Annotated in this window: 16 protein-coding genes; 6 read left to right on the forward strand and 10 right to left on the reverse strand. The window is 66.8% G+C overall.

Annotated elements, in window-relative coordinates; genetic code table 11:
• Nucleotides 1-82: 82 nt before the first annotated feature.
• From relA to IN820_RS09885, 4 genes are all read left to right on the forward strand, one after another.
• On the forward strand, nucleotides 83-2,326 hold the full coding sequence (gene relA / locus IN820_RS09870; RefSeq protein WP_193680809.1) for a GTP diphosphokinase: 2,244 nt from the start codon (nucleotides 83-85) through the stop codon (nucleotides 2,324-2,326).
• A 162-nt stretch (nucleotides 2,327-2,488) separates the two neighbouring features.
• Nucleotides 2,489-3,301: a nucleoside triphosphate pyrophosphohydrolase gene (gene mazG / locus IN820_RS09875; RefSeq protein ID WP_193680810.1), complete on the forward strand. Its 813-nt coding sequence runs from the start codon at nucleotides 2,489-2,491 to the stop codon at nucleotides 3,299-3,301.
• A 225-nt stretch (nucleotides 3,302-3,526) separates the two neighbouring features.
• Nucleotides 3,527-4,066: a DUF2058 domain-containing protein gene (locus IN820_RS09880; RefSeq protein WP_193680811.1), complete on the forward strand. Its 540-nt coding sequence runs from the start codon at nucleotides 3,527-3,529 to the stop codon at nucleotides 4,064-4,066.
• 175 nt (nucleotides 4,067-4,241) lie between these two features.
• Nucleotides 4,242-4,400 carry a hypothetical protein gene (locus IN820_RS09885; protein ID WP_193680812.1) on the forward strand — a complete coding sequence of 53 codons (159 nt, stop codon included), beginning with the start codon at nucleotides 4,242-4,244 and terminating at the stop codon, nucleotides 4,398-4,400.
• A 3-nt stretch (nucleotides 4,401-4,403) separates the two neighbouring features.
• Here IN820_RS09885 and IN820_RS09890 read toward each other — a convergent pair whose 3' ends face one another.
• Complete coding sequence (locus IN820_RS09890; protein WP_193680813.1) at nucleotides 4,404-5,087, reverse strand: phosphoribosyltransferase; 684 nt, start codon at nucleotides 5,085-5,087, stop codon at nucleotides 4,404-4,406.
• A gap of 3 nt (nucleotides 5,088-5,090) precedes the next feature.
• Complete coding sequence (locus tag IN820_RS09895; protein WP_193680814.1) at nucleotides 5,091-6,428, reverse strand: erythromycin esterase family protein; 1,338 nt, start codon at nucleotides 6,426-6,428, stop codon at nucleotides 5,091-5,093.
• 192 nt (nucleotides 6,429-6,620) lie between these two features.
• Between IN820_RS09895 and IN820_RS09900 the strand changes: the two genes are divergently transcribed.
• The gene (locus tag IN820_RS09900; RefSeq protein ID WP_193680815.1) at nucleotides 6,621-6,854 is read left to right on the forward strand and encodes a hypothetical protein; all 234 of its coding nucleotides are present in this window, start codon (nucleotides 6,621-6,623) and stop codon (nucleotides 6,852-6,854) included.
• Nucleotides 6,855-6,904: 50 nt separating this feature from the next.
• Here IN820_RS09900 and pdeM read toward each other — a convergent pair whose 3' ends face one another.
• The 8 genes from pdeM to mfd form a co-directional block, all read right to left on the reverse strand.
• Nucleotides 6,905-7,567, reverse strand: coding sequence for a ligase-associated DNA damage response endonuclease PdeM (pdeM, locus tag IN820_RS09905; protein WP_193680816.1), 663 nt, complete (start codon nucleotides 7,565-7,567; stop codon nucleotides 6,905-6,907).
• A complete protein-coding gene (locus IN820_RS09910) occupies nucleotides 7,564-10,182 on the reverse strand; it encodes a ligase-associated DNA damage response DEXH box helicase (protein ID WP_193680817.1) in 2,619 nt (872 codons plus the stop codon). The genes pdeM and IN820_RS09910 overlap by 4 nt, the downstream gene beginning before the upstream one ends.
• Before the next feature lie 129 nt (nucleotides 10,183-10,311).
• The gene (locus tag IN820_RS09915; protein ID WP_193680818.1) at nucleotides 10,312-12,036 is read right to left on the reverse strand and encodes an ATP-dependent DNA ligase; all 1,725 of its coding nucleotides are present in this window, start codon (nucleotides 12,034-12,036) and stop codon (nucleotides 10,312-10,314) included.
• Nucleotides 12,037-12,145: 109 nt separating this feature from the next.
• Nucleotides 12,146-13,162: a ligase-associated DNA damage response exonuclease gene (locus tag IN820_RS09920; protein WP_193680901.1), complete on the reverse strand. Its 1,017-nt coding sequence runs from the start codon at nucleotides 13,160-13,162 to the stop codon at nucleotides 12,146-12,148.
• 253 nt (nucleotides 13,163-13,415) lie between these two features.
• Nucleotides 13,416-13,955 carry a hypothetical protein gene (locus tag IN820_RS09925; RefSeq protein WP_193680819.1) on the reverse strand — a complete coding sequence of 180 codons (540 nt, stop codon included), beginning with the start codon at nucleotides 13,953-13,955 and terminating at the stop codon, nucleotides 13,416-13,418.
• A 236-nt stretch (nucleotides 13,956-14,191) separates the two neighbouring features.
• The gene (locus tag IN820_RS09930) at nucleotides 14,192-16,522 is read right to left on the reverse strand and encodes a DEAD/DEAH box helicase (RefSeq protein ID WP_193680820.1); all 2,331 of its coding nucleotides are present in this window, start codon (nucleotides 16,520-16,522) and stop codon (nucleotides 14,192-14,194) included.
• 117 nt (nucleotides 16,523-16,639) lie between these two features.
• A complete protein-coding gene (locus IN820_RS09935) occupies nucleotides 16,640-17,161 on the reverse strand; it encodes a CsiV family protein (protein WP_193680821.1) in 522 nt (173 codons plus the stop codon).
• 9 nt (nucleotides 17,162-17,170) lie between these two features.
• Complete coding sequence (gene mfd, locus IN820_RS09940; RefSeq protein WP_193680822.1) at nucleotides 17,171-20,608, reverse strand: transcription-repair coupling factor; 3,438 nt, start codon at nucleotides 20,606-20,608, stop codon at nucleotides 17,171-17,173.
• A gap of 158 nt (nucleotides 20,609-20,766) precedes the next feature.
• Here mfd and IN820_RS09945 point away from each other — a divergent pair, with 158 nt between their 5' ends.
• On the forward strand, nucleotides 20,767-22,218 hold the full coding sequence (locus IN820_RS09945) for a glyceraldehyde-3-phosphate dehydrogenase (RefSeq protein ID WP_193680823.1): 1,452 nt from the start codon (nucleotides 20,767-20,769) through the stop codon (nucleotides 22,216-22,218).
• Nucleotides 22,219-22,547: the final 329 nt, after the last annotated feature.

Raw genomic sequence — 22,547 nt, forward strand, 5'->3', positions numbered from 1 at the left:
GCAATCGGCCTGTGGTTCAACCGACCGGCACGCAGAAATGCCGGCGTTATGGCGCACTAGCTGCGCAGAAGGGAAGGTTTAGATGGTACAGGTCAGAGCACTTCAGCCGATCAACACCGACGGCAGTATCAACCTCGAAGGCTGGCTCGATCATGTGCTGGGCATGGACCCGGCACTCGACCGCGCGGCGCTGAAAGATGCCTGCGAGTTCGCCCGCGAAGCGGAGCAGCAGGCCAATGCGGCGCAGAATCTCTGGAGCGAAGGCACCTCCAGCTATCGGATAGGACTGGAAATCGCGGAAATCCTCGCCGATCTCAAGCTCGACCAGGACAGCCTGGTGGCGGCGGTGATCTACCGCGGCGTGCGCGAAGGCAAGATCAAGCTGGCCGACGTGCACCAGCGCTTCGGTTCGGTGGTGGCCAAGCTGATCGAGGGCGTGCTGCGCATGGCGGCGATCAGCGCCAGTCTCAACCCCCGCGAATCCCTGGTGCTCGGCTCCCAGGCGCAGGTGGAGAACCTGCGCAAGATGCTGGTGGCGATGGTCGACGACGTGCGCGTCGCCTTGATCAAGCTGGCCGAGCGCACGTGCGCGATCCGCGCGGTGAAGAATGACGACGACGAGAAGCGCCAGCGCGTCGCCCGCGAGGTGTTCGACATCTATGCGCCGCTGGCCCACCGGCTGGGCATCGGCCATATCAAGTGGGAGCTGGAGGACCTGTCCTTCCGCTACCTGGAGCCCGAACAGTACAAGCAGATCGCCCAGCTGCTGCACGAGCGCCGGCTCGATCGCGAGCAGTACATCACCAACGTCGTCCAGCAGCTCAAGGACGAACTGGCCGCCGCCGGCATCCAGCCGGAGATCGACGGGCGCGCCAAGCATATCTATTCGATCTGGCGGAAGATGCAGAAGAAAGGCCTGCAATTCAGCCAGATCTACGACGTTCGCGCCGTTCGCGTGCTCGTCCCCGAAGTTCGCGACTGCTACACCGCGCTGGGCATCGTGCATACCCTCTGGCGGCACATTCCCAAGGAATTCGACGACTACATCGCCAACCCCAAGGAGAACGGCTACCGCTCGCTGCACACCGCGGTGATCGGCCCCGAGGGCAAGGTGCTGGAAGTGCAGATCCGCACCCACGCCATGCACGAGGAAGCCGAACTGGGCGTCTGTGCGCACTGGCGCTACAAGGGCACCGACGTCAACTCCGGCTCCGACCATTACGAGGAGAAGATCGCCTGGTTGCGTCAGGTGCTCGAATGGCACGAGGAACTGGGCGACATCGGCGGCCTGGCCGACCAGCTGCGCGTCGACATCGAGCCGGACCGGGTCTACGTGTTCACCCCGGACGGCCACGCCATCGACCTGCCCAAGGGCGCCACGCCGCTGGACTTCGCCTACCGGGTGCACACCGAGATCGGCCACAACTGCCGCGGCGCCAAGGTCAACGGGCGCATCGTGCCGCTCAACTACAGCCTGCAGACCGGCGAGCAGGTGGAGATCATCACCAGCAAGCACGGCTCGCCGAGCCGCGACTGGCTGAACCCCAACCTCGGCTACATCACCACCTCGCGCTCGCGGGCGAAGATCGTCCACTGGTTCAAGTTGCAGGCGCGCGACCAGAACGTCGCCGCCGGCAAGGCGCTGCTGGAGCGCGAACTGGCCCGCCTGGACCTGCCGCCGGTGGATTTCGACAAGCTGGCTGAAAAGGCCAACCTGAAGAACGCCGAGGACATGTTCGCCGCGCTGGGTGCCGGCGATCTGCGCCTGGCGCACCTGGTCAACATGGCCCAGCAACTGGTCGAGCCGGAGCGCGGCTACGACCAGCTGGAGCTGATCCCGCGGCGTTCGGCGCCGCACAAGCCGGGCAAGCGCGGCGACGTGCAGATCCAGGGCGTGGGCAACCTGCTGACGCAGATGGCCGGCTGCTGCCAGCCGCTGCCGGGCGATCCCATCGTCGGCTACATCACCCAGGGGCGTGGCGTCAGCATTCACCGCCAGGACTGTCCGTCGGTGCTGCAACTGGCCGGACGCGAACCGGAGCGGATCATCCAGGTCAGCTGGGGCCCGGTGCCGGAGAAGACCTACCCGGTGGAAATCAGCATCCGCGCCTACGACCGCGCCGGCCTGCTGCGCGACATTTCGCAGATGCTGCTCAACGAGCGGATCAACGTGCTGTCCATGAACACCCGTTCGAACAAGGAAGACAGCACCGCGCAGATGACGCTGACCATCGAGATTCCGGGGCTGAACGCGCTCGGCCGGCTGCTGAGCCGGATTTCCCAGCTGCCCAATATCATCGAGGCCAAGCGGCAGAGGGCCACGTAAGACGCAAGGCCGGCGGTGTCGCCGGTCACGTCACGGTGGATGGGTGAAGCGTCATCCACCCTACGATCTAAAGACAGCAGCAAGCTTCAAGCCGCAAGCGACAAGCAGGACAACCACTCCCTGCTCTTCTTGCAGCTTGAAACTTGCCGCTTGGAGCTATCCATGTACCAACTCAACGACCTGCTGCACCTGATGGCCCGGCTGCGCGATCCGCGGCACGGCTGCCCCTGGGACCTGCAGCAGGATTACGCCAGCATCGTGCCGCACACGCTGGAGGAGGCGTACGAGGTCGCCGATGCCATCGAGAGCGGCGACTTCGATCACCTGCCCGGCGAACTGGGCGATCTGCTGTTCCAGGTCGTCTACTACAGCCAGCTGGCGCGGGAAGAGGGGCGGTTCGAGTTCGCCACGGTGGTCGACGCGATCACCCGCAAGCTGATCCGCCGTCATCCGCACGTGTTTCCCGATGGCGACCTGTACGGCTCGCCCGAACTGCCGCGGCTCGACGAGGCGGCGATCAAACGGCGCTGGGAAGAGATCAAGGCCGAGGAGCGCGCCGAGAAGGCCGCCGTGCCCGAGCAGCTGTCGCTGCTCGATGACGTGCCCGCTGCGCTGCCGGCGCTGAGTCGCGCCGCCAAGCTGCAGAAGCGCGCGGCCCAGGTCGGTTTCGACTGGCCTGAGGCGCTGCCGGTGGTGGACAAGGTGCGCGAGGAGCTGGATGAAGTGCTGGAGGCCATGAGCGAGAACGGCCCGCAGGCCATCGCCGAAGAACTGGGTGACCTGCTGTTCGTCGTGGTCAACCTGGCGCGCCATCTCAAGGTCGACCCGGAAAGCGCCCTGCGCGCGGCCAACGGCAAGTTCGAGCGACGTTTCCACTTCATCGAGCAGGCGTTGCGCGAAGCGGGGCGGCCCATCGAAGATTGCGACCTCGAAGAGCTGGATGCGCTCTGGGAGGAGGCCAAGAAGCAGTTATAAGCCACAAGCCACAAGTGGCAAGAAAAAGCCGAGCAGAAGCGGAATCGAGCAGCCATGCTGATTCGCTTGCAGCTTGCAGCTTGCAGCTTGCAGCTTGCAGCTTGCAGCTTGCAGCTTCGTAGGGTGGATGTCGCTTTTCACATCCACCACAATCCCGCTCGGTGGATCGATGAAGCGCGATCCACCCTACGCCCAATTCGAATTCACGACGAGACGAGCCGAAACATGAGTCTTTCCCTCCGTGACCAGTTGCTCAAAGCCGGGCTGGTCAACGAAAAGCAGGCCAAGCAGGCCGTCAAGCAGAAGCAGAAGCAACAACGCCTGGAAAAGAAGGGCCAGATCGAGAAAGACGATTCGCAGCGCGAGGCGGCGTTGAAAGCGCAGGCCGAGAAGCTCGCGCGCGATCAGGAGCTGAACCGCCAGCAGCAGGAAAAGGCCGAGCAGAAGGCTCGCGCGGCACAGATCAAGCAACTGATCGAAACCAGCCGCCTGCCCAAGCTGACCACCGACGATTACTACAATTTCGTCGACGACAAGAAGGTCAAGCGCCTGTCGGTCAACAAGCTGATGCGCGACAAGCTGGCCAGCGGCTCCCTGGCCATCGTCCGCCACGGCGGCGGTTACGAGGTGATTCCGCGCGAGGCCGCGCTGAAGATCCAGGAGCGTGACCCCAAGCGTGTGGTGCAGCTCAATACTCGCAGCGAAGAGCCGGATGCCGACGATCCGTATGCCGCCTACCAGGTGCCCGACGATCTGATGTGGTAAGCCGTTCGCCCTGGCGCGGGTTGTCGATGCTTCGGCTGCGCTCTGCGCACCGGCTTTTTTCTCACCCATCGTGCCGCTCGCGCAGCGTCCGACCAAAGGCCGGATAGAAAGCGCGTCGTTCGCCCTCTATTGCAGACCTGCCCGCAACCGTGGGCAATGCCGTGGAGGGCGATGCATGGGCATTCAGTCGATTCGTTTCACCAATGCACAAAGCAGATACTGGCGTGCCGGGGGTGTGCCCGGCGATCCGGAGGAGCCGGGCGTACCGGACCTGCCCAGCGAACCGGGCGAACCCACCGTGCCGGATCAGCCACCGCCCGCGCCGGTGGCCTGATCTTCAATCGGTGGCTTCGACGAACTCGGCGGCGCGCTGCAGCAGGTCGATGACCTCTTCGTCGCTGGTTTGTCCGAAGTCGGCGTAGTGCAGCCCGACGCCGATGAACGGCTCGGGCATCGCCAGGCAGACCAGCTCGTCCACTTCCTCGCGCAGGGCTTCGATGACCTCCCGCGGGCCCACCGGGGTTGCCAGTACCAGGCGCCTGGCGCCGGCCCGCGCGAGGCCCTTGAGTGCGGCGCGGACGGTGGCACCGGTGGCGATGCCGTCATCCACCACGATCACGCAGCGTTCCGCCACCGCAGGTGCCGGCCGATTGCCACAGTACTGTCGACGGCGGCGCTCCAGTTCGACCAGTTGGCGCTGCATTTCCTCGTCGAACCAGCTCTCCGGCGGGTTGAGCTGGCGCAGCAGCCCCTGGTTGACCACCCATTGCGGCTGGGCACCGTCGACCACCGCACCCAGCGCCAGCTCTTCGTTACCCGGGGCGCCGATCTTGCGTACCAGCACCAGGTCCAGCTGGGCCTTCAACTGCCGGGCGACCTCGAACGCCACCGGCACGCCACCACGCGGCAAGGCGAGGACCAGTGGGTGCTCGTCCGCCAGGGCCAGCAGGGCCTCGGCCAGTTCCTGACCGGCATGTTGGCGATCTTTGAACAGGTGGGTTTGCTGAGCGAACATGCGCATGGCTCACTCTCCGAACGGGTAGGTATCCGGAACGATGCTGTCGTCGATCCGCCGTGGGCCGATGGGGGTGACCGCATGGGTCTGCTCCAGCCAGATCAGCGCATCGAACTGCTCGGCCAGTATGGCGCGAAAATAGTGGCTCTGCCGCTCGGTCAGCGGCCGGTAGATCACCCCGATGGCGCGCTCGAGCCTTGGTATCGCGAGCGCCTGGCGCAACTCCTGGCGACCGTTGCGCCAGTCGGTCAGCGAGGCGGGATGGCCGGCGCGCAGGAACAGTTGCTCCCAGCTATCCGGGCGTGATGGCAGCACCTGCTTGACCTGCATCGGCTCGTCCCAATTGTCCGCCGCCGCCACTTCGCCGCGATCGGTCGCCATGCCGAGCAGCACCGCATCCTGGCCGAAGGCCGTACGGCAGAGTTCGCCGATGTTGAATTCGCCACCCCAGCCCATCGAGGTCGCCGCGGCGTTGCCGATGTGCGAATTGTGCGCCCAGACCACGGCCTTGGCTTCGGGGCCGCGGTGTTCGAGCAGGGCGCGCAGGGTGTCGAACATGTGCCGGTCGCGCAGGTTCCAGGATTCGCTGGAGCCCCGGTACATGGCGCGGTAGTAGTGCTCCGCGGCGAGCACCACGCGGGCGTTGCGTTCGGCGTCGAAGAAGCGTTCACCGTCCTGCCCGATGTAGTCCAGGCGCTGCTCGAGCAAGGCCTGCAACTGCTCGACCACGGCATCCTCGCAGGACGGCTGGCCGCGCATGACGTTGCGGCCATAGACCGCCGGATCTTCCTGCCAGGGGCTCAGGCAACCGTAACGCAGGCGCGCGCTGGCGGCCGCTTGCGGGTCGATGCGGTCGAGATAGGCCAGCACCTCGCCGATCGAGCTGCCCAGGCTGTACACGTCGAGGCCGCGGAATTCGACGCGCTGCTCGGCCGGCAGACGGCCGTTGTGGTCGTGCAGCCAGCGGGTGAAGTCGGCGACCTCGCGGTTTCGCCACATCCAGGTGGGGAAGCGCTTGAACGCGTCTTCGACCCAGGCGGCCGGTTGCCGCTGCCGTGTGTAGCGGTCGATCTGCGCGGCATCCGGCCAGTCCGCCTCGGCGGCGACGATGGAAAAACCGTGGCGTTCGATCAGGCGCCGGGTAATCGCCGCGCGGGCCCGATAGAACTCCGAGGTGCCGTGACTGGCTTCGCCGATCAGCACCACCCGCGCATCGGCGAAACGTTCGAAGCGGTCGGCGAAACGCGGATCGTCCGGATCGGGAAGGGGTTCGGCATGCTGCCTCAGCAGGGCGACCAACTGATCTTCGGAGGACACGGAAGAACGATGCAGACGCGATACGGTCATGATCTCGGCTCCTGTCGAAGGGCGTCTACGGAGGACAAAGTGGCACAGGGGTCGTTCCTTGGTCTACGACTAAAGGCAGCAACTTTTTCCCTCGGGCCGAACTGCCGGCGCCGCGGGGGTCTAAAAAGAACAACAACCGGTGTCGGGCGGTGTTTCCGCGCGCTCCGGTGAATCCCAACGAGGGGCACTGTCATGACAACCTGGATCATCGCGTACAACAAAGACGGTAATACCGCGACGTTGAAGGTCGATTCCGAGCATCAGCCGGATATCGACGAGGCGGTAGAGCTGGTGACGCGCAAGGCCGAGGAGCTCTATGCCGATCAGGAGATCGAGCACGAGCACGATCCTGACCTGGAGGACACACCGGCGACGCGCCTGGCCGAGCGCTACGGCATCACCCTTACCGGGATTTCCCAGGCGTAGGCCTGTTGACGCTTGGCTCGTTGCAACACGACCTGCGACGTCGACAGCCCTTAGCCGCGGGCAAGCGGCCAGACGTTGCCATCACCGACCAGATAGATTCGCCAGCGATCCTCGGTGGCGATGTCCATTGCGCCAGTGAAGCTGCCGAAGGCCGGTAGCAGGCTGAGCCGTTCGCCGATGCAGAAACACGGCAGGCGCAGGCTCTGCCGACCGCGACCCTGCAGGCGAAAGGCGGGGTGCAGGTGGCCGGCAATAACGTGGTGCGTCGGGTGTGGCGCGGGTTCGTGCTGCAGTGCGAAGGGCCCCTGCAACAAGGGTTCGTCGATGACCGTGATGGCCAGCGCAGCGGGCGGGTCGCCGGCGCGGCGGTCGTGATTGCCGCGTATCAGCGTGACGGCCAGCTGTGCCTGTCGCGCACGCCACTCGGCCAGCCGCGCCAGCGTCGCCGGCACCTGGGATTCGGGCGCATGGAGGAAATCGCCGAGGAAGATCAGCTGGCGGCAGGCATAGCGCGCCAGCAGGGCGTCCAGACGCCGAAGATTGTTTTCGGTGGTGCCATGCGGCACCGGCTGACCCAGCCGGCGGTAGGCGGCGGCCTTGCCGAAATGGATGTCGGCAATCAGCAAGGCCCGTTGTTCGGGCCAGTAGATGGCCTTGTCGGCCAGCAGCCAGAGTTCGCTGCCGGCCAGCTCGATGGGCAAGTAATCGCTCATGGTCGGTGTCCGCCGCTTGGGTCCGCATCGATCTGTTTCTTCGCCTTCCGCGGTGTGCCGGTCTTGCGCTGGCGCGGCTTGCGCGGCCGTTCGGGCTCGCGTTCGACGGCGATCGCGTTCTGCGGTGCGGCCTGATAGCCGCCTGGGCCGGCGGCATTGTCCAGTTCGGCGACCATGCGCCGGATGCGGTCGGCGAGTTTTTCCGAACTCAGGCTTTCGCGAAAGCGTTCCACCAGCAACGGGAAGGCCAGTGGCGTGGGGCGTCGGATGCGGTGCAGGTCCAGTCGCTGGCGCTGCATGCGCGCCAGGGTCCGCTCGAGCCGCCCGATGTCCAGTTCCTGGCGCAGCACTTCCTCCTGCGCCTGGTCGAGCAACAGGTTGTCCGGATCGTATTGGCGGAACACGTCGAAGAACAGCGCACTGGAGGCCTGTACCTGGCGGGCGCTTTTCTGCGCCCCGGGATAGCCGGAGAACACCAGCCCGGCGATCCGCGCGATCTCGCGAAAGCGCCGCCGTGCCAGTTCCCCGGCATTGAGGCTGGCGAGCACGTCGTGCAGCAGGTCGTCGCGGCTCGACAAGGCCGGTGCCAGGGCCTGGAGCCAGTCCACTTCGGTCGCCGAAAGCAGCTCCAGGCCGTAGTCGTTCACCGCGATGGAGAAGGTCACCGGCTGGCGCTGGGCGATGCGCCAGGCGAGCAGGCTGGCCAGGCCCAGATGGACGTGGCGGCCGCCGAAGGGATAGAGGAACAGGTGCCAGCCCTCGCGTGACTTCAGCACCTCGGCGAGCAGGCTGCTTTCGCTGGGCAGCGCCGACCAGTCCTGCTGTACCTGCAGCAGTGGTTGCAGCAGGCGCATCTCGCGGCTGACGAACTCGCCGCGCGCGGCGGCGCCGAACTGCTCCACCAGCGCGTCGGCCAGTTCGCTGGAGAGCGGCATGCGCCCGCCGTTCCAGCGCGGTACGGCGGCCTTGCGGCCGCTGGCGCGATTGACGTAGGCGGTCATGTTCTCCACGCGCACCAGCTCCAGCAGTCGGCCGGCGAAGAGGAAGTTGTCGCCCGGCCGCAGGCGCGCGATGAAGCCCTCCTCCACCGACCCCAGCGAACGCCCGGCACCGCCCCTGGCCCAGAATTTCACCGTCAGGCTGGCATCGCTGACGATGGTGCCGATGCTCATGCGGTGGCGCAGCGCCAGGCGCCGGCTCGGGACCTTCCACAGGCCGGTCGCATCCGGCTCCACGCGCTGGTAGTCGGGGTAGGCGGTCAGCGAATGGCCACCGTGGCGGACGAAGGCCAACGCCCACTGCCAGTGGCCGTCGGGCAGATCCCGGTAGGACCAGGCCGTGCGCACCTCGGCCAGCAGCTCGTCGGGGCGGAAGCCGCCGCCCAGCGCCATGCTCACCAGATGCTGGACCAGCACGTCCAGCGGCCGCTGCGGCGCGCAGCGCACCTCGATCCGCCGCTCGGCCACCGCCCGTTGCGCCGCGGCGGCTTCCAGCACCTCCAGGCTGTGGGTGGGCACCAGCGTCACCCGCGAGGTGCGCCCCGGCGCATGCCCGGAACGGCCGGCGCGCTGCAGCAGCCGCGCCACGCCCTTGGGCGAGCCGATCTGCAGCACGCGTTCCACCGGCAGGAAGTCGACCCCCAGGTCCAGGCTGGAGGTGCACACCACGGCCTTCAGCGCGCCGTGCTTGAGGCCCTGTTCGACCCAGTCGCGGACCTCGCGCGCCAGCGAGCCATGATGCAGGGCGATCAGCCCGGCCCAGTCCGGGCGGGCGTCGAGCAGCGCCTGGTACCAGCGCTCGGACTGTGAACGGGTGTTGGTGAACACCAGTGTGGTGCTTGCGGCGTCGATCTCGGCGATCACCGGCGGCAGCATGCGCAGGCCGAGGTGCCCGGCCCACGGGAAGCGCTCGATGGCCTCGGGCAGCAGCGTATCGAGCAAAAGCGGCTTGCTCACCTGGCCTTCGACGAGGCGGCCGCTGCCGGGATGCAGCAGCACCTCCAGCGCATGGGGTTGGTTGCCGAGGGTGGCGGAAAGCCCCCAGACGATCAGCCCGGGGTTCCAGCGTCGCAGCCGTGCCAGCGCCAGCTGCAACTGGACGCCGCGCTTGTTGCCGAGCAATTCGTGCCATTCGTCCACCACCAGCATGCGCAGCCCGGCGAAGGCCTGGCGGGCGTCGGCGCGGGTGAGCAGCAGGGTCAGGCTTTCCGGCGTGGTGATCAGCGCGCTGGGCAGCCGGCGGCTCTGTCGTGCGCGTTCGGCGCTGCCGGTGTCGCCGGTGCGCAGGCCGATGCTCCAGTGCAGGCCGAGCTCGTCGAGCGGCAGTTGCAGGGCGCGGGCGGTATCGGCGGCCAGCGCGCGCATCGGCGTGATCCACAACAGCGTCAGCGGCGCCGGCCGGTCGGCGCTGGCGGGAAGGGCATGGGCGAAACGGTTCAAGGCGCCGAGCCAGACGGCGTAGGTCTTGCCTGAGCCGGTGGTGGCGTGCAGCAGGCCCGATTCGCCGTGCCGGACCGCCGCCCAGACCTGCTGCTGGAAAGGGAACGGCTGCCAGGCGCGGCTGGCGAACCAGCGTTCGGCCAGTTCGGCCGTTTCCGTGGAGGCTGGCCCGGTCATGCGTTACGGCCCTCGCCCGGGTATGGCGTAGAGCATGCACGGTGATGAACGGCCTTCGTAGGAGCGGGCCATGCCCGCGAAAGGCTGCCAGGCCCGTTCACGGGGGCGGTTCGCAGGCATGGCCTGCTCCTACAGGGAGCGTTCATGGCTAACCAGCAATGCCTTCAGGGTCTGCAGGGTATCGGCTTCTTCCACCGGCTTGTCGTGCCGCCAGCGCAGCATGCGCGGGAAGCGCACGGCAAGGCCGCTCTTGTGTCGGCTGCTGACGGCGATGCCTTCGAAGCCGAGCTCGAAGACCAGGGTCGGCGTCACGCTGCGCACCGGGCCGAATTTTTCCACGGTGGTCTTGCGCACGATGGCATCGACCTGGCGCATTTCCTCGTCGGTCAGCCCTGAATAGGCCTTGGCGAAGGGCACCAGCGCGCGCTCGGGATCGCCCGGCTCGCCGTTCCAGACGGCGAAGGTGAAGTCGGTATATAGGCTGGCGCGGCGACCGTGGCCGCGCTGGGCATAGATCAGCACGGCGTCCACCGCGAAGGGGTCGATCTTCCATTTCCACCAGACGCCGACATCCTTGGTCCGACCGACGCCGTATCGCGACGCGCGGGCCTTGAGCATCATGCCTTCGACGCCGAGGGCGCGGGAGCGCTCGCGCAGGCGCGCGAGGGTTTGCCAATCCTCACCTTCGACCAGTGGCGAGGCCATCAGCGCCGGATGATTGCATTGGCGAAGAATGGCTTCGAGCCGGCTGCGGCGCTGCTGGTGCGGGCGCTGACGCCAGTCTTCGCCCTGCCATTCCAGGAGGTCGTAGGCCAGCACCGCCACCGGTGCCGCGGCGAGTACCTTGCCGGTGAGGTTCTTGCGGCCGATGCGCTGCTGCAACAGGGCGAACGGTTGCACACCGAAACCCGCGGCCGGCTCCTGCTCGCCCTGCGGTTCGCTCTGCAGCAGTGGGGCGGGAGGCGCCTCGGCGGCCTTCCACACCACGATTTCGCCATCGAGTACCGTGCCGTCCGGCAGGCAGCCGGCCAGCGCGCAGAGTTCGGGGAAGCGGTCGCTGACCAGCTCCTCGCCGCGCGACCAGATCCAGATCTGTCCGTCGCGCTTGACCAGTTGCGCGCGGATGCCATCCCACTTCCATTCGATGTGCCAGTCGCTCGGCGGGCCGAGCAGTTCGTCGAATCGCTCGATGGGGGACTGCAGCGGATGGGCGAGGAAGAACGGGTAGGGTTGGCCGCCACGCTGGGCGTGCTCGGCATCCGACTCGGCGGCGATCAGTGCACGATAGCCTTCGGCGCTGGGACGATGGGACAGGTCGGTATAGCCGACCAGGCGCTGCGCCACCCGCTTCGGATCGATTTCGGCCAGTGTCGCCAGGGCGCGGGTGACCAAGAGTTTCGAGACGCCGACGCGAAAGGCGCCGGTGATCAGCTTGATGCAGACCATCAGGCTGCGCCGGTCCAGCTGCGCCCAGAGCCGCGGGAGCCGTGCGCCCAGCTCTTGCGGCGGCAGACCGCGCAGCGGCAGCAGGCGGTCCTGCATCCAGACGGCCAGCCCTTGCTCCGAGCGGTGTTCGGCTTCGGGCACCACCAGCGAGATCGTCTCGGCCAGGTCGCCGACGGCTTGATAGCTTTCCTCGAACAGCCACTCGGGCAGTTGCGCGACTTGCATCGCGGTTTCGCGCAGCAGGCGGTTCGGCACCAGCTGGCGCGGCCGGCCGCCGGCCAGGAAGTACACCGCCCAGGCGGCATCTTCGGCCGGGGCCTCGCGGAAATAGTCGCGCATGGCGGCGAGCTTGGCATTGCTCGAGGTGGTGGCGTCGAGGCGGCTGTACAGCGCGGCGAAGGCTTTCATGCGACGCTCTTTTTGTAGGAGCCCGGTGGGACGTCGAGTCCTTGCTGGCGATCAAAGGGGAGCTGATCGCGAGCAAGCTCGTTGCTACAGGGGAACGGAGTGGGACGGGTCATTCGGCCTCCTGTACGGTCACGTCGTCCTCTTCGCCGTACTCGGTCTCGAAGGCCTGCGCGTCCAGCCCGCGTTCCTCGCGCAGATAGCGCACCAGCGTGGCGACCGAACCGTGGGTGACCATCACCCGTTCGGCGCCGGTCGCGCCGATGGCCCAGAGCAGGCCCGGCCAGTCGGCGTGGTCGGAGAGCACGAAGCCACGGTCGACGCCGCGGCGCCGACGGGTGCCGCGCAGCAGCATCCAGCCGCTGGCGAAGGCATCGGCGTAGTTGCCGAAACGGCGCATCCAGCTGCTGCCGCCGGCCGCGGGCGGGGCGATGACGATGGCCTGTTTCAGCCGCGGGTCGTTCCTCGCCAGGTCCCCGGCGTAGAGTGTCGGCGGCAACTGGACGCCGGCGTCGCGGTAGACACGGTTGAGCGGTTCCACCGCGCCATGCACGACGACCGACCCGATGTTTTGGTCGAGCCCGTGGAGAATCCGCTGGGCCTTGCCGAAGGCGTAGCAGAACAGCACGCTGGGGCGGCCGACGGTGGCGTTGGCGCGCCACCAGTCGTTGATCTCGCGAAATACCTGGCTCTGCGCGGGCCAGCGGTAGATCGGCAGGCCGAAGGTGGATTCGCTGATGAAGGTGTGGCAGCGCACCGGTTCGAAGGGCGCGCAAGTGCCATCCGGCTCGACTTTGTAGTCGCCCGAGGCGACCCAGACTTCGCCGCGATGCTCCAGGCGGATCTGCGCCGAGCCGAGCACGTGGCCGGCCGGGTGCAAGCTCAGGCGTACGCCCTGGTGCTCCAGCGCCTCGCCGTAGGCCAGGGTCTGCAAGGGCATGTCGCTGCCGATGCGCGCCCGCAGGATGCCTTCGCCGTCGCGGGTCGCCAGGTAGTGGCGCATGCCCCAGCGCGCGTGATCGCCGTGGGCATGGGTAATGACGGCGCGCTCGACCGGGCGCCAGGGATCGATATAGAAATCACCGGGCGGGCAGTACAGGCCTTCGGGACGGGCGACGACGAGGTCCATGGCGACGGCTGGCATGAGGGCTTGCAGTCTTGGAGCCCAGTGGGGCCCTTCGAGTTCGCTTGCGCGGTGCCGCGGGGTGGGTGCCAGGTGGGCGTGGATGCTTTTGCAGGGTGCGTCTCGTGCATCAGGGGCGCCATGCTCGCGGTGCGCGGACGTACCCTACGGGGATATATGGGGGCGAGTGCGCGTACCAGAGGCCTCTGGTGGGCTGAAGCGGAACGCCGCCCGGCCCACCCCACGGGCAGGCGCTGGGTCAGTCCTGCAGCTTGATGTGGGAGATGTCCGGTACCGCGGCGGATGCGTCGCGGGGGATCTCACCCATGTCGCTGCCCACCGGCGCGAGGCTGAGCCGGGACAGGTCGACGGACGGCACCACCGGGTCGGGGCGTGCATCCTGCAGGTCGGCGCCGATCGGCGCGATGCCGAAGTCCGGCGCCTCGACATCGGCGAAGGCCGCCATGTATTCATCGCGGGGCGCCACTTCGAGCCTGCCGCTGGCGATGGCCGTGGCGACGGGGGGCATCGCGGCCGGTGGTGGCGCCAGTTCGATCTCCTCGACGTCGACCGGCATCGGCCGCACTTCGACCTGTGCGCCGGCGCGCTCCATGGCCTGCCGGTATTTCTCGACGGCGGCATGATCCAGGTTCTGCTTGATGACGATCCGACGGCCGGAGAACAGCAGGGCGATGCGCTGGGCGTCGGCCTGGAACAGGCGGGTCAGGTTGGCTTCGACCTGTTCGAGCCTGGCGCCGGGAAGCAACTGGCCGGAAAAGGCGATCTCGTAGAGGCTCATCGGAATGTCCTTGTTCGGTGCGAGGGCAGGCTTGTGGATAGCAGCGCAAGCTTGGACGAAAAGCATGCCGCCATCCAGTGAGCCATGTCCCATCGATGAGCGTGCGGGTGGCTAGCGTGAGGCTGTAGGGCGGGTCAAACCCGCCAGAAAGTGCACAACGCCAACTCCGCCCGGCGGGTTTCACCCGCCCTACGATTTCTTGCCGCTTGCCGCTTGCCGCTTGCCGCTTGCCGCCTTCAGTCCGGCAGTGGTGCGAAGAGCGCATCGATATCATGCTGCTGCAGCGTCCAACGACCTTCCGTATCGCCCGCCAGCACGCCGGCGGCGAGTTCGGCCTTGCGCCGTTGCAGCTGGCGGATGCGTTCCTCGACGGTGCCGCGGGTGATCAGGCGGTAGACGAACACCGGTTTGTCCTGGCCGATACGGTAGGCGCGGTCGGTCGCCTGGTTTTCCGCGGCCGGGTTCCACCAGGGATCGTAGTGGATCACGGTGTCCGCTGCGGTGAGGTTGAGGCCGGTGCCGCCGGCTTTCAGGCTGATCAGGAACAGCGGCACTTCGCCGGCCTGGAAGCGTTCCACCGGCGTGCGCCGGTCGGCGGTGTCGCCGGTGAGCTTGAGGTAGTCGATGCCGCGCTTGTGCAGTGCCTGTTCGATCAGCGCCAGCATCGAGGTGAACTGCGAGAACAGCAGCACCCGCCGGCCTTCGCTCATCAGCTCGTCGAGCATCTCCAGCAGACTGTCCAGCTTGCCGGAGCTGCCGCCGCGGGCCGTGCGGGTGGACTCGCTCTTGACCAGGCGCAGGTCGCAGCACACCTGGCGCAGCTTGAGCAGTGCCTCGAGAATGACCATCTGGCTGCGCGCCAGGCCCTTGCGTTCGATTTCCGCCCGGACCTTGCGGTCCATCGCCAGGCGCAGGCTTTCGTAGAGTTCGCGCTGGGCGTCATTCAAATCGACCCAGTGGACGATCTCGTTCTTGGCTGGTAGCTCCTTGGCCACTTCTTCCTTGGTCCGGCGCAGCAGGAAGGGTTTGATCCGGGCGCGCAGGTGCGCCAGGCGGGCCTCGTCGCCGTGCTTTTCGATCGGCGTGCGGTAGTCGCGGCTGAAGCTCCTGGCGTCGGCGAGCCAGCCGGGCATGAGGAAGTGGAACAGCGACCATAGCTCGCCGAGGTGATTCTCCAGCGGGGTGCCGGTCAGGCACAGCCGCTGGCGCGTCTGCAACTGGCGTGCGGCCTGTGCGGCCTTGCTGAGCGGGTTCTTGATGTGCTGCGCCTCGTCGAGAATCAGCACGTGCAGCGGCTGCTGCTTCAGCGTCTCGATGTCGCGCGGCAGCAGAGCGTAGCTGGTGAGCAGCAGGTCGTAGTCGGCGAGCTCGATGAAATGTTTCTGCCGGCCGACGCCCTTGAGCGTCAGTACACGCAACTGCGGGGCGAAGCGGGCCGCCTCGTCCTGCCAGTTGGGAATCAGGCTGGTGGGCATGACCACCAGCGCTGGCCGATCGAGCCGGCCGCTCTGCTTCTCGAGCAGCAGGTGGGCGAGGCTCTGCAGCGTCTTGCCCAGCCCCATGTCGTCGCCGAGGATGCCGCCGGCGCCCAGCTCGCGCAAGGTCTGCAGCCATGCCAGGCCCTGCAGCTGATAGGGCCGCAGGCGGGCGTTCAACCCGGCCGGCGGCAGGCCTGGCCGGTCACCGAGGTGCTGCAGGCGCCTGGCGAAGTCGCGCAGCCGTTCGCCACCGCGCCATTGCGCGTGCAGGCCGTCGAGCCCGGCGAGGCGCGCGCCGTCGGCCTTGCTCAGGCGTAACGCAGGGCCGTCCAGCGACTCGCGCAGGTAGAGTTCGCCGAGCGTGGCGAGAATCGGCTTGAGCCGCGCGAAGGGCAGCGTCACCTGCAGAGGCTGGTCGTCACGCCGGCGCGGTTGCTCGAGCTGCAGGCGCAACAGTTCGTCATCGCCGCGCAGGCTCAGGTTGCGCGGGCTGAGCAGTCGCGGATTCTGCCGGATCAGGCGCAGCAGGATCGGCAATATGCCGATGCGCTGGCCGTCGACGACGATCCCCAGCTCGAGGTCGAACCAGTCATGTTCTGGCGCTTGCTCGATCTCGGCGTACCAGCCGTCGATGGGCGTCAGGTCATAGAGAAAGCCGGGCTGGATATCGATCTGCCAGCCCTGCCTGCGCAGCTCGGGCAATTGTTCCTGCACGAACCTGATCCAGGCGTCTTCGCCGGACAGCTGGAACATTTCCGCCGAGTCCTTGGGGAGCGCGAGGCTCTGGCGCAGGGCGGGGCGGAAGTCCAGCTGCTCCAGTTGCCTGCGCAGCGCCTGTTCGGCCTGGGGCTGGCGCGCGATGAGTTCGATCGTCTCGCCCACGCGATGGCGAATCCGCTCGCCGTCGCGCTTGCCGTGAATCCGCGCCTCGCCATAGAGGAAGCTGAGCCCGGCGCGGTGCTGGTACTCGCTGACCATGCGCCGGTTGCCGGGCTGGTAATTGATCGCCAGGTGGCTGCCGAGGCTGAGCAGCGGGACGGGCGCCAGGTCGTCGACCAGACGTTCCTGACGCGGTGGAAGGGGCGCCATCGGCTCAGCGTCCGGGCACGGGATTGCCCATCGCGCACGCGGCCGCGGCGAGCATGCGTGGCCGCTGGCAGATGATGGCGGAAAGGGGCAAGGGCATACGAGAGGGACCTGCGGGACTTACAGTGGTTTCAGTTCGATCAGCAGCCCGAGGCTGTCATGGTCTATGTAGTTCAGCTTGCGCGGTTCCAGGCGCACGCGCTGCTGCAGTCGCTCGCTGGCCAGCAGTTGTCCATGTTCGCCGAAGCGATTGACCCAGAATACGGCATCGGCCTGGATGTATCGCCCCGGCCGCAGTTTCAGCCTGCCTTGCAGCGGGTAATGCTCGAAGCGTCGATCTCCCTGGGTCAGTGCGATGGTCTCGCCATCATTCGCGATGCGTTGCTGCCAGGCGCGTTGCATCAGTACCTGGTAGCCCCGGTCGGGGCTGAGCCGTGCGGCGACGTCGTGCAGGGCGGGGGCGCGCTCGTCGGCTCGCGCCAGCAGCCGCGTGCCGTGCGCCCAGTCAGGGGGCGCAGGGCGGCTGGCTTCCAGCGCGGCGGCATGGCGGAACAGGATCAACTCGACCCGGTACAGCGTATCCGCCAATGCCTGTGGCGCGACCAGCACGGCCAGCAGGGCGAGACAGCGTAGCGACTGCATGCGGCATCCTTATTCGTTGGGCGCGAGGCGTTCCAGCAGGGCTTCGAGGGTGTTGAAGCGTTCCTCCGGGCGCTCCATGGGCACCTGGAATTTGAACAGCGTGGCGCCCTCGAATTTGTAGCGGTTCGGCTGGCCCTGGATCAGCTTGATCAGCACCATCGGGTCGACCGAGGTGTCGGCGGAGAACTCGATGCGCCCGCCCTGGGGGCCGGCATCGATCTTGACGATACCGAGCTTCTCGGCCTGCAGCTTGAGCAGGGTCAGGCGCACCAGGTTCTTGGTCGGTTCGGGCAGCAGGCCGAAGCGGTCGATCATCTCCACCTGCAACTCCTTCAGGCCGTCCTCGTCGGCGGCGTTGGCGATGCGCTTGTAGAGGATCAGCCGCGCGTGCACGTCCGGCAGGTAGTCCTCGGGAATCAGCGCCGGCAGGCGCAGGTTGATCTCCGGACCGCCACCCAGCGGCTGTTCCAGGTTCGGCTGTTCGCCCTTCTGGATCGCCTTGACCGCGCGTTCGAGCATTTCCATGTAGAGCGTGAAGCCGACCGCCTGGATCTGCCCGCTCTGGCCTTCGCCGAGCAGTTCGCCGGCACCGCGGATTTCCAGGTCGTGGGTCGCCAGGACGAAGCCGGCGCCGAGGTCCTGGGCGTTGGCGATGGCTTCCAGGCGCTTCTCGGCATCCGGCGTCATCGCCTTGCGCGGCGGCGTGAGCAGGTAGGCGTAGGCCTGGTGGTGGCTGCGGCCGACGCGGCCGCGCAGCTGGTGCAGCTGGGCCAGGCCGAACTTGTCGGCGCGCTCGATGATGATGGTGTTGGCGCTGGGCACGTCGATGCCGGTCTCGATGATGGTCGAGGCCACCAGCACGTTGAAGCGCTTGTGGTAGAAGTCGCTCATCACCTGTTCCAGCTCGCGCTCGCGCATCTGCCCGTGGCCGACGGCGATGCGCGCTTCCGGCACCAGTTCCTTGAGATCGGCGGCGCACTTCTCGATGGTCTTGACGTCGTTGTGCAGGTAGTACACCTGGCCGCCGCGCAGCAGTTCGCGCAGCAGCGCCTCCTTGATCACGGTGTTCTGCTGTTCCATGACGAAGGTGCGCACCGACAGCCGGCGCGCCGGCGGGGTGGCGATGATCGACAGGTCGCGCATGCCGGCCACCGCCATGTTCAGCGTGCGCGGAATCGGCGTCGCGGTGAGCGTGAGGATGTCCACCTCGCTGCGCAGGGCCTTGAGCTGTTCCTTCTGGCGCACGCCGAAACGGTGTTCCTCGTCGATGATCACCAGGCCCAGGTTGCTGAACCTGACGTCGCCCTGCAGCAGCTTGTGGGTGCCGATGAGGATGTCGATCTTGCCCTCGGCCAGCTCGGCGATGGCGCTCTGCACGTCCTTGGCCGACTTGAAGCGGCTCATCACCTCGACCCGCACCGGCCAGTCGGCGAAGCGGTCGCGGAAGCTGTTGTAGTGCTGCTGGGCGAGCAGGGTGGTGGGCACCAGCACCGCCACCTGCTTGCCGCCGTGCACGGCGATGAAGGCCGCGCGCATGGCCACTTCGGTCTTGCCGAAACCGACGTCGCCGCAGACCAGGCGGTCCATCGGCTTGGCCGCCAGCAGGTCTTCGCGTACCGCGTCGATGGCGGCCTGCTGGTCCGGGGTCTCCTCGAAGGGAAAGCCGGCGCTGAAGGTCTCGTAATCGAGTTGCGGGTCCCTGAAGGCGTAGCCCTGGCGGGCGGCGCGACGGGCGTAGATGTCGAGCAGTTCGGCGGCGACGTCGCGCACCTGCTCGGCGGCCTTGCGCTTGGCCTTCTGCCAGGCTTCCGAGCCGAGCCGGTGCAGCGGTGCCAGGGCATCGTCGCTGCCGGTGTAGCGGGCGATCAGGTGCAGGCTGGCAACCGGCACGTAGAGCTTGGCCTCATCGGCGTACTGCAGCAGGAGGAATTCCTGCGCCTGGCCCTCGATCTCCAGGGTGACCAGCCCCTGGTAGCGACCGACGCCGTGGTCGATGTGCACCACCGGCGCGCCTTCGCGCAGCTCGGTGAGGTTCTTGATGACGTTGTCGCCGGCATCGCGGCCCTTCTCGCGGCGCCGGCGCTGCATGACGCGCTGGCCGAACAGCGGGCTTTCCGCGACCAGCGCCACGTCGTCCAACTGCAGGCCCTCGTCGAGCGGGGCGATGGTGATCGCCAGGCGCTCCGGGCTGGCCAGGAAGCCGGGCCAGCCGTCGACTTCCTGCGGGCGCAGTTTCAGCCGGGCGAGCAGTTCCAGCAGCACTTCGCGGCGGCCGGCGGACTCGGCGGTGAACAATACGCGGCCTGGGTAGTTGTCGAGAAACTGGCGCAGTTTGCCCAGCGGTTCGCTGGCCTTGGCCTCGATCGCCAGTTCCGGCAGCGGCTGCGCGGTAAACCGCTCACGACCGATGCCCGGCTCCACGTCCTGCTGGCTGGCGACCACGCGCGGCCACAGCTTGAGCCGCGCGAAGCAGTCTTCCACCGGCATGAACAGCTCGGCGGGCGGCAGCAGCGGCCGCTCGGGATCGACGCGGCGCTCCTCGTAACGGTTGCGCACGTCGCTCCAGAACTGCTCGGCGGCCTGCTCGATGCCGGGCAGCGAGAACACCTGGCTGTCCTCGGGCAGGTAGTCGAAGAGCGTGGCGGTCTCTTCATAGAACAGCGGCAGGTAGTACTCGATACCGGCCGGGGTGATGCCGGTGGAGAGGTCCTGGTAGATCGGGCAGCGGCGGAAATCCACGTCGAAGCGCTCGCGAAAGCGCGCACGAAAGCCGGTGACCGCTTCCTTCTTCAGCGGAAATTCGCGCGCCGGCAGCAGGCGGATCGACTCGACCTTGTCGATCGAGCGCTGGTTCTCCGGGTCGAAGGTGCGCAGCGTCTCGATCTCGTCGTCGAACAGGTCGATGCGATAGGGCAGGGGGCTGCCCATGGGATAGAGATCGATCAGCGCGCCGCGCACGGCGAACTCGCCGTGTTCGTATACGGTGTCCACGCAGCGGTAACCGGCGGCCTCCAGACGCAGGCGCATCTGCTCGACGTCGAGCTTCTGGCCGACGTCCAGCACCAGGCTCGAGCCCAGCAGGAAACGCGTGGGCGCCAGCCGGTGTAGGGCGGTGGTGATCGGCACTACCAGCACGCCATGGCTCAGCTCGGGCAACTGGTAGAGCGTGGCGATGCGCTGGGAAACGATGTCCTGGTGCGGCGAGAACAGATCGTAGGGCAGGGTTTCCCAATCGGGGAAATGCAGCACCGGCAGCTCGGGGGCGAAGAAGGCGAGCTCTTCCTGCAGGCGTTCGGCGCTCTGGCTGTCGGCGGTGAGCAGGAGGGTGAAGCGCGTGGCATGGCTGGCTGCTTCGGCAATCGCCAGGCTCAGCGCGGCTCCTGGAAGATTGCCCCAGTGTTGCTTGCCGCTGGCGGCGGGCAGAGGCGGAAGGCGCAAGACGGACACGGGTGGGCGTGACTCCGATCGAAAAATAGGCCGCCGGGATTGTAACTATCGAGGCGCTCGGCTGTCAGTGTTTCGTCCGCTGCAGATTGCCGGCGCTAGGGTGCGTCGTCATAATGTAGCCCCTTTTCTCAGCCCCTACATGTTGGAAGGAACTGCCCGTGACTCAGAAGCCCGACCAGTGTCTTGGTGAATGGATTGACCGCGAAGCCCTCGCCGAAGCGATGATTCCGCTGATTGGTCAGCTGTACCGCAACAACAACGTGGTGACTTCGATCTACGGGCGTGGCCTGATCAATCGCTCGGTGATCGCCATCCTCAAGGCGCACCGTTTCGCCCGCCATCGCATCGCCGATGAGGCCGAGCTGTCGGTTCACGACACCTTCCAGGTCCTCAAGACCATGAGCGAGATGAACCTGGGGGCCGCCTCGGTGGACCTGGGCAAGCTGGTGGCCAAGTACAAGGAGGCCGGCAACGGCCGCAACCTCGAGCAGTTCGTACGCGAGGAGCTGGCCGAAGTGGCCGACAAGCGCCATGCCTCCACCGCGCGCAAGGGGACCGACGTGGTGCTCTACGGCTTCGGCCGCATCGGCCGCCTGCTGGCGCGCATCCTGATCGAGAAGACCGGTGGCGGCGACGGCCTGCGCCTGCGCGCCATCGTCGTGCGCAAGGGCGCCGACAATGACCTGGTCAAGCGTGCCAGCCTGCTGCGGCGCGACTCGGTGCATGGCCCGTTCGACGGCACCATCACCATCGACGAGGCGAACAACACCATCACCGCCAACGGCAACCTGATCCAGGTGATCTACTCCAACGATCCGGCCTCGGTGGACTACACCCAGTACGGCATCGAAAACGCCCTGCTGGTCGACAACACCGGCAAGTGGCGCGACGCCGAAGGCCTGGGTCAGCACCTCAAGTGCCCGGGCGTCGAGCGCGTCGTGCTGACCGCGCCGGGCAAAGGCGAGCTGAAGAACATCGTTCATGGCATCAACCACGGCGACATCACCGCCGACGACAAGATCATCTCCGCGGCGTCCTGCACCACCAACGCCATCGTGCCTGTGCTCAAGGCGGTCAACGACCAGTACGGCATCGTCAACGGCCACGTCGAGACCGTGCATTCGTACACCAACGACCAGAACCTGATCGACAACTTCCACAAGGGCAGTCGTCGTGGCCGCAGCGCCGCGCTGAACATGGTCATCACCGAAACCGGCGCGGCCACCGCGGCGGCCAAGGCGCTGCCGGTGCTCAAGGGCAAGCTGACCGGCAACGCCATCCGCGTGCCGACGCCGAACGTGTCGATGGCCATCCTCAACCTGAACCTGGAAAAGGCGACCAGCCGCGAGGAGATCAACGAGTACCTGCGCCAGATGGCCATGCACTCGGACCTGCAGAAGCAGATCGATTTCGTCAACTCGCAGGAAGTTGTATCAACCGATTTCGTCGGTTCGCGGCATGCCGGCGTGGTGGATGCCGAAGCGACCATCTGCAACGACAACCGCGTCGTGCTGTACGTCTGGTATGACAACGAGTTCGGCTACAGCTGCCAGGTGGTGCGCGTGATGGAGGACATGGCCGGGGTCAACCCGCCGGCCTTCCCGCGCTGAGCAGGGTGCTGGTTGTAACCTGAAAAAACGGGAGCCTGGGCTCCCGTTTTGCATTTCCGCATGGCTAAAGGCGCTGCAAGCCCCGTCATTGAGCGGCTGCTGCAGGCCCGCCTGCGCGGTGCCGGGTTATCCCGTATCTCTTGTCCCGGGTCAAAAATCCGCAAGGCTTGGGTGGCCAGTCAAGGTCTGCGGCCTCTATAATCGGGCGGATTTTTTACCTGGGTCCGCGACATGGTGTCGCGTCAATAACTCATTGGCGCGCGCTATGCAATGCTACTTTCCGCTATGTCGGCTGGCCTGAAAAAAGCTTTCTAAAATCAGTGGTTAGG

Origin of the sequence: Pseudomonas lopnurensis (assembly GCF_015070855.1) — a bacterium.
Classification (GTDB): domain Bacteria; phylum Pseudomonadota; class Gammaproteobacteria; order Pseudomonadales; family Pseudomonadaceae; genus Stutzerimonas; species Stutzerimonas lopnurensis.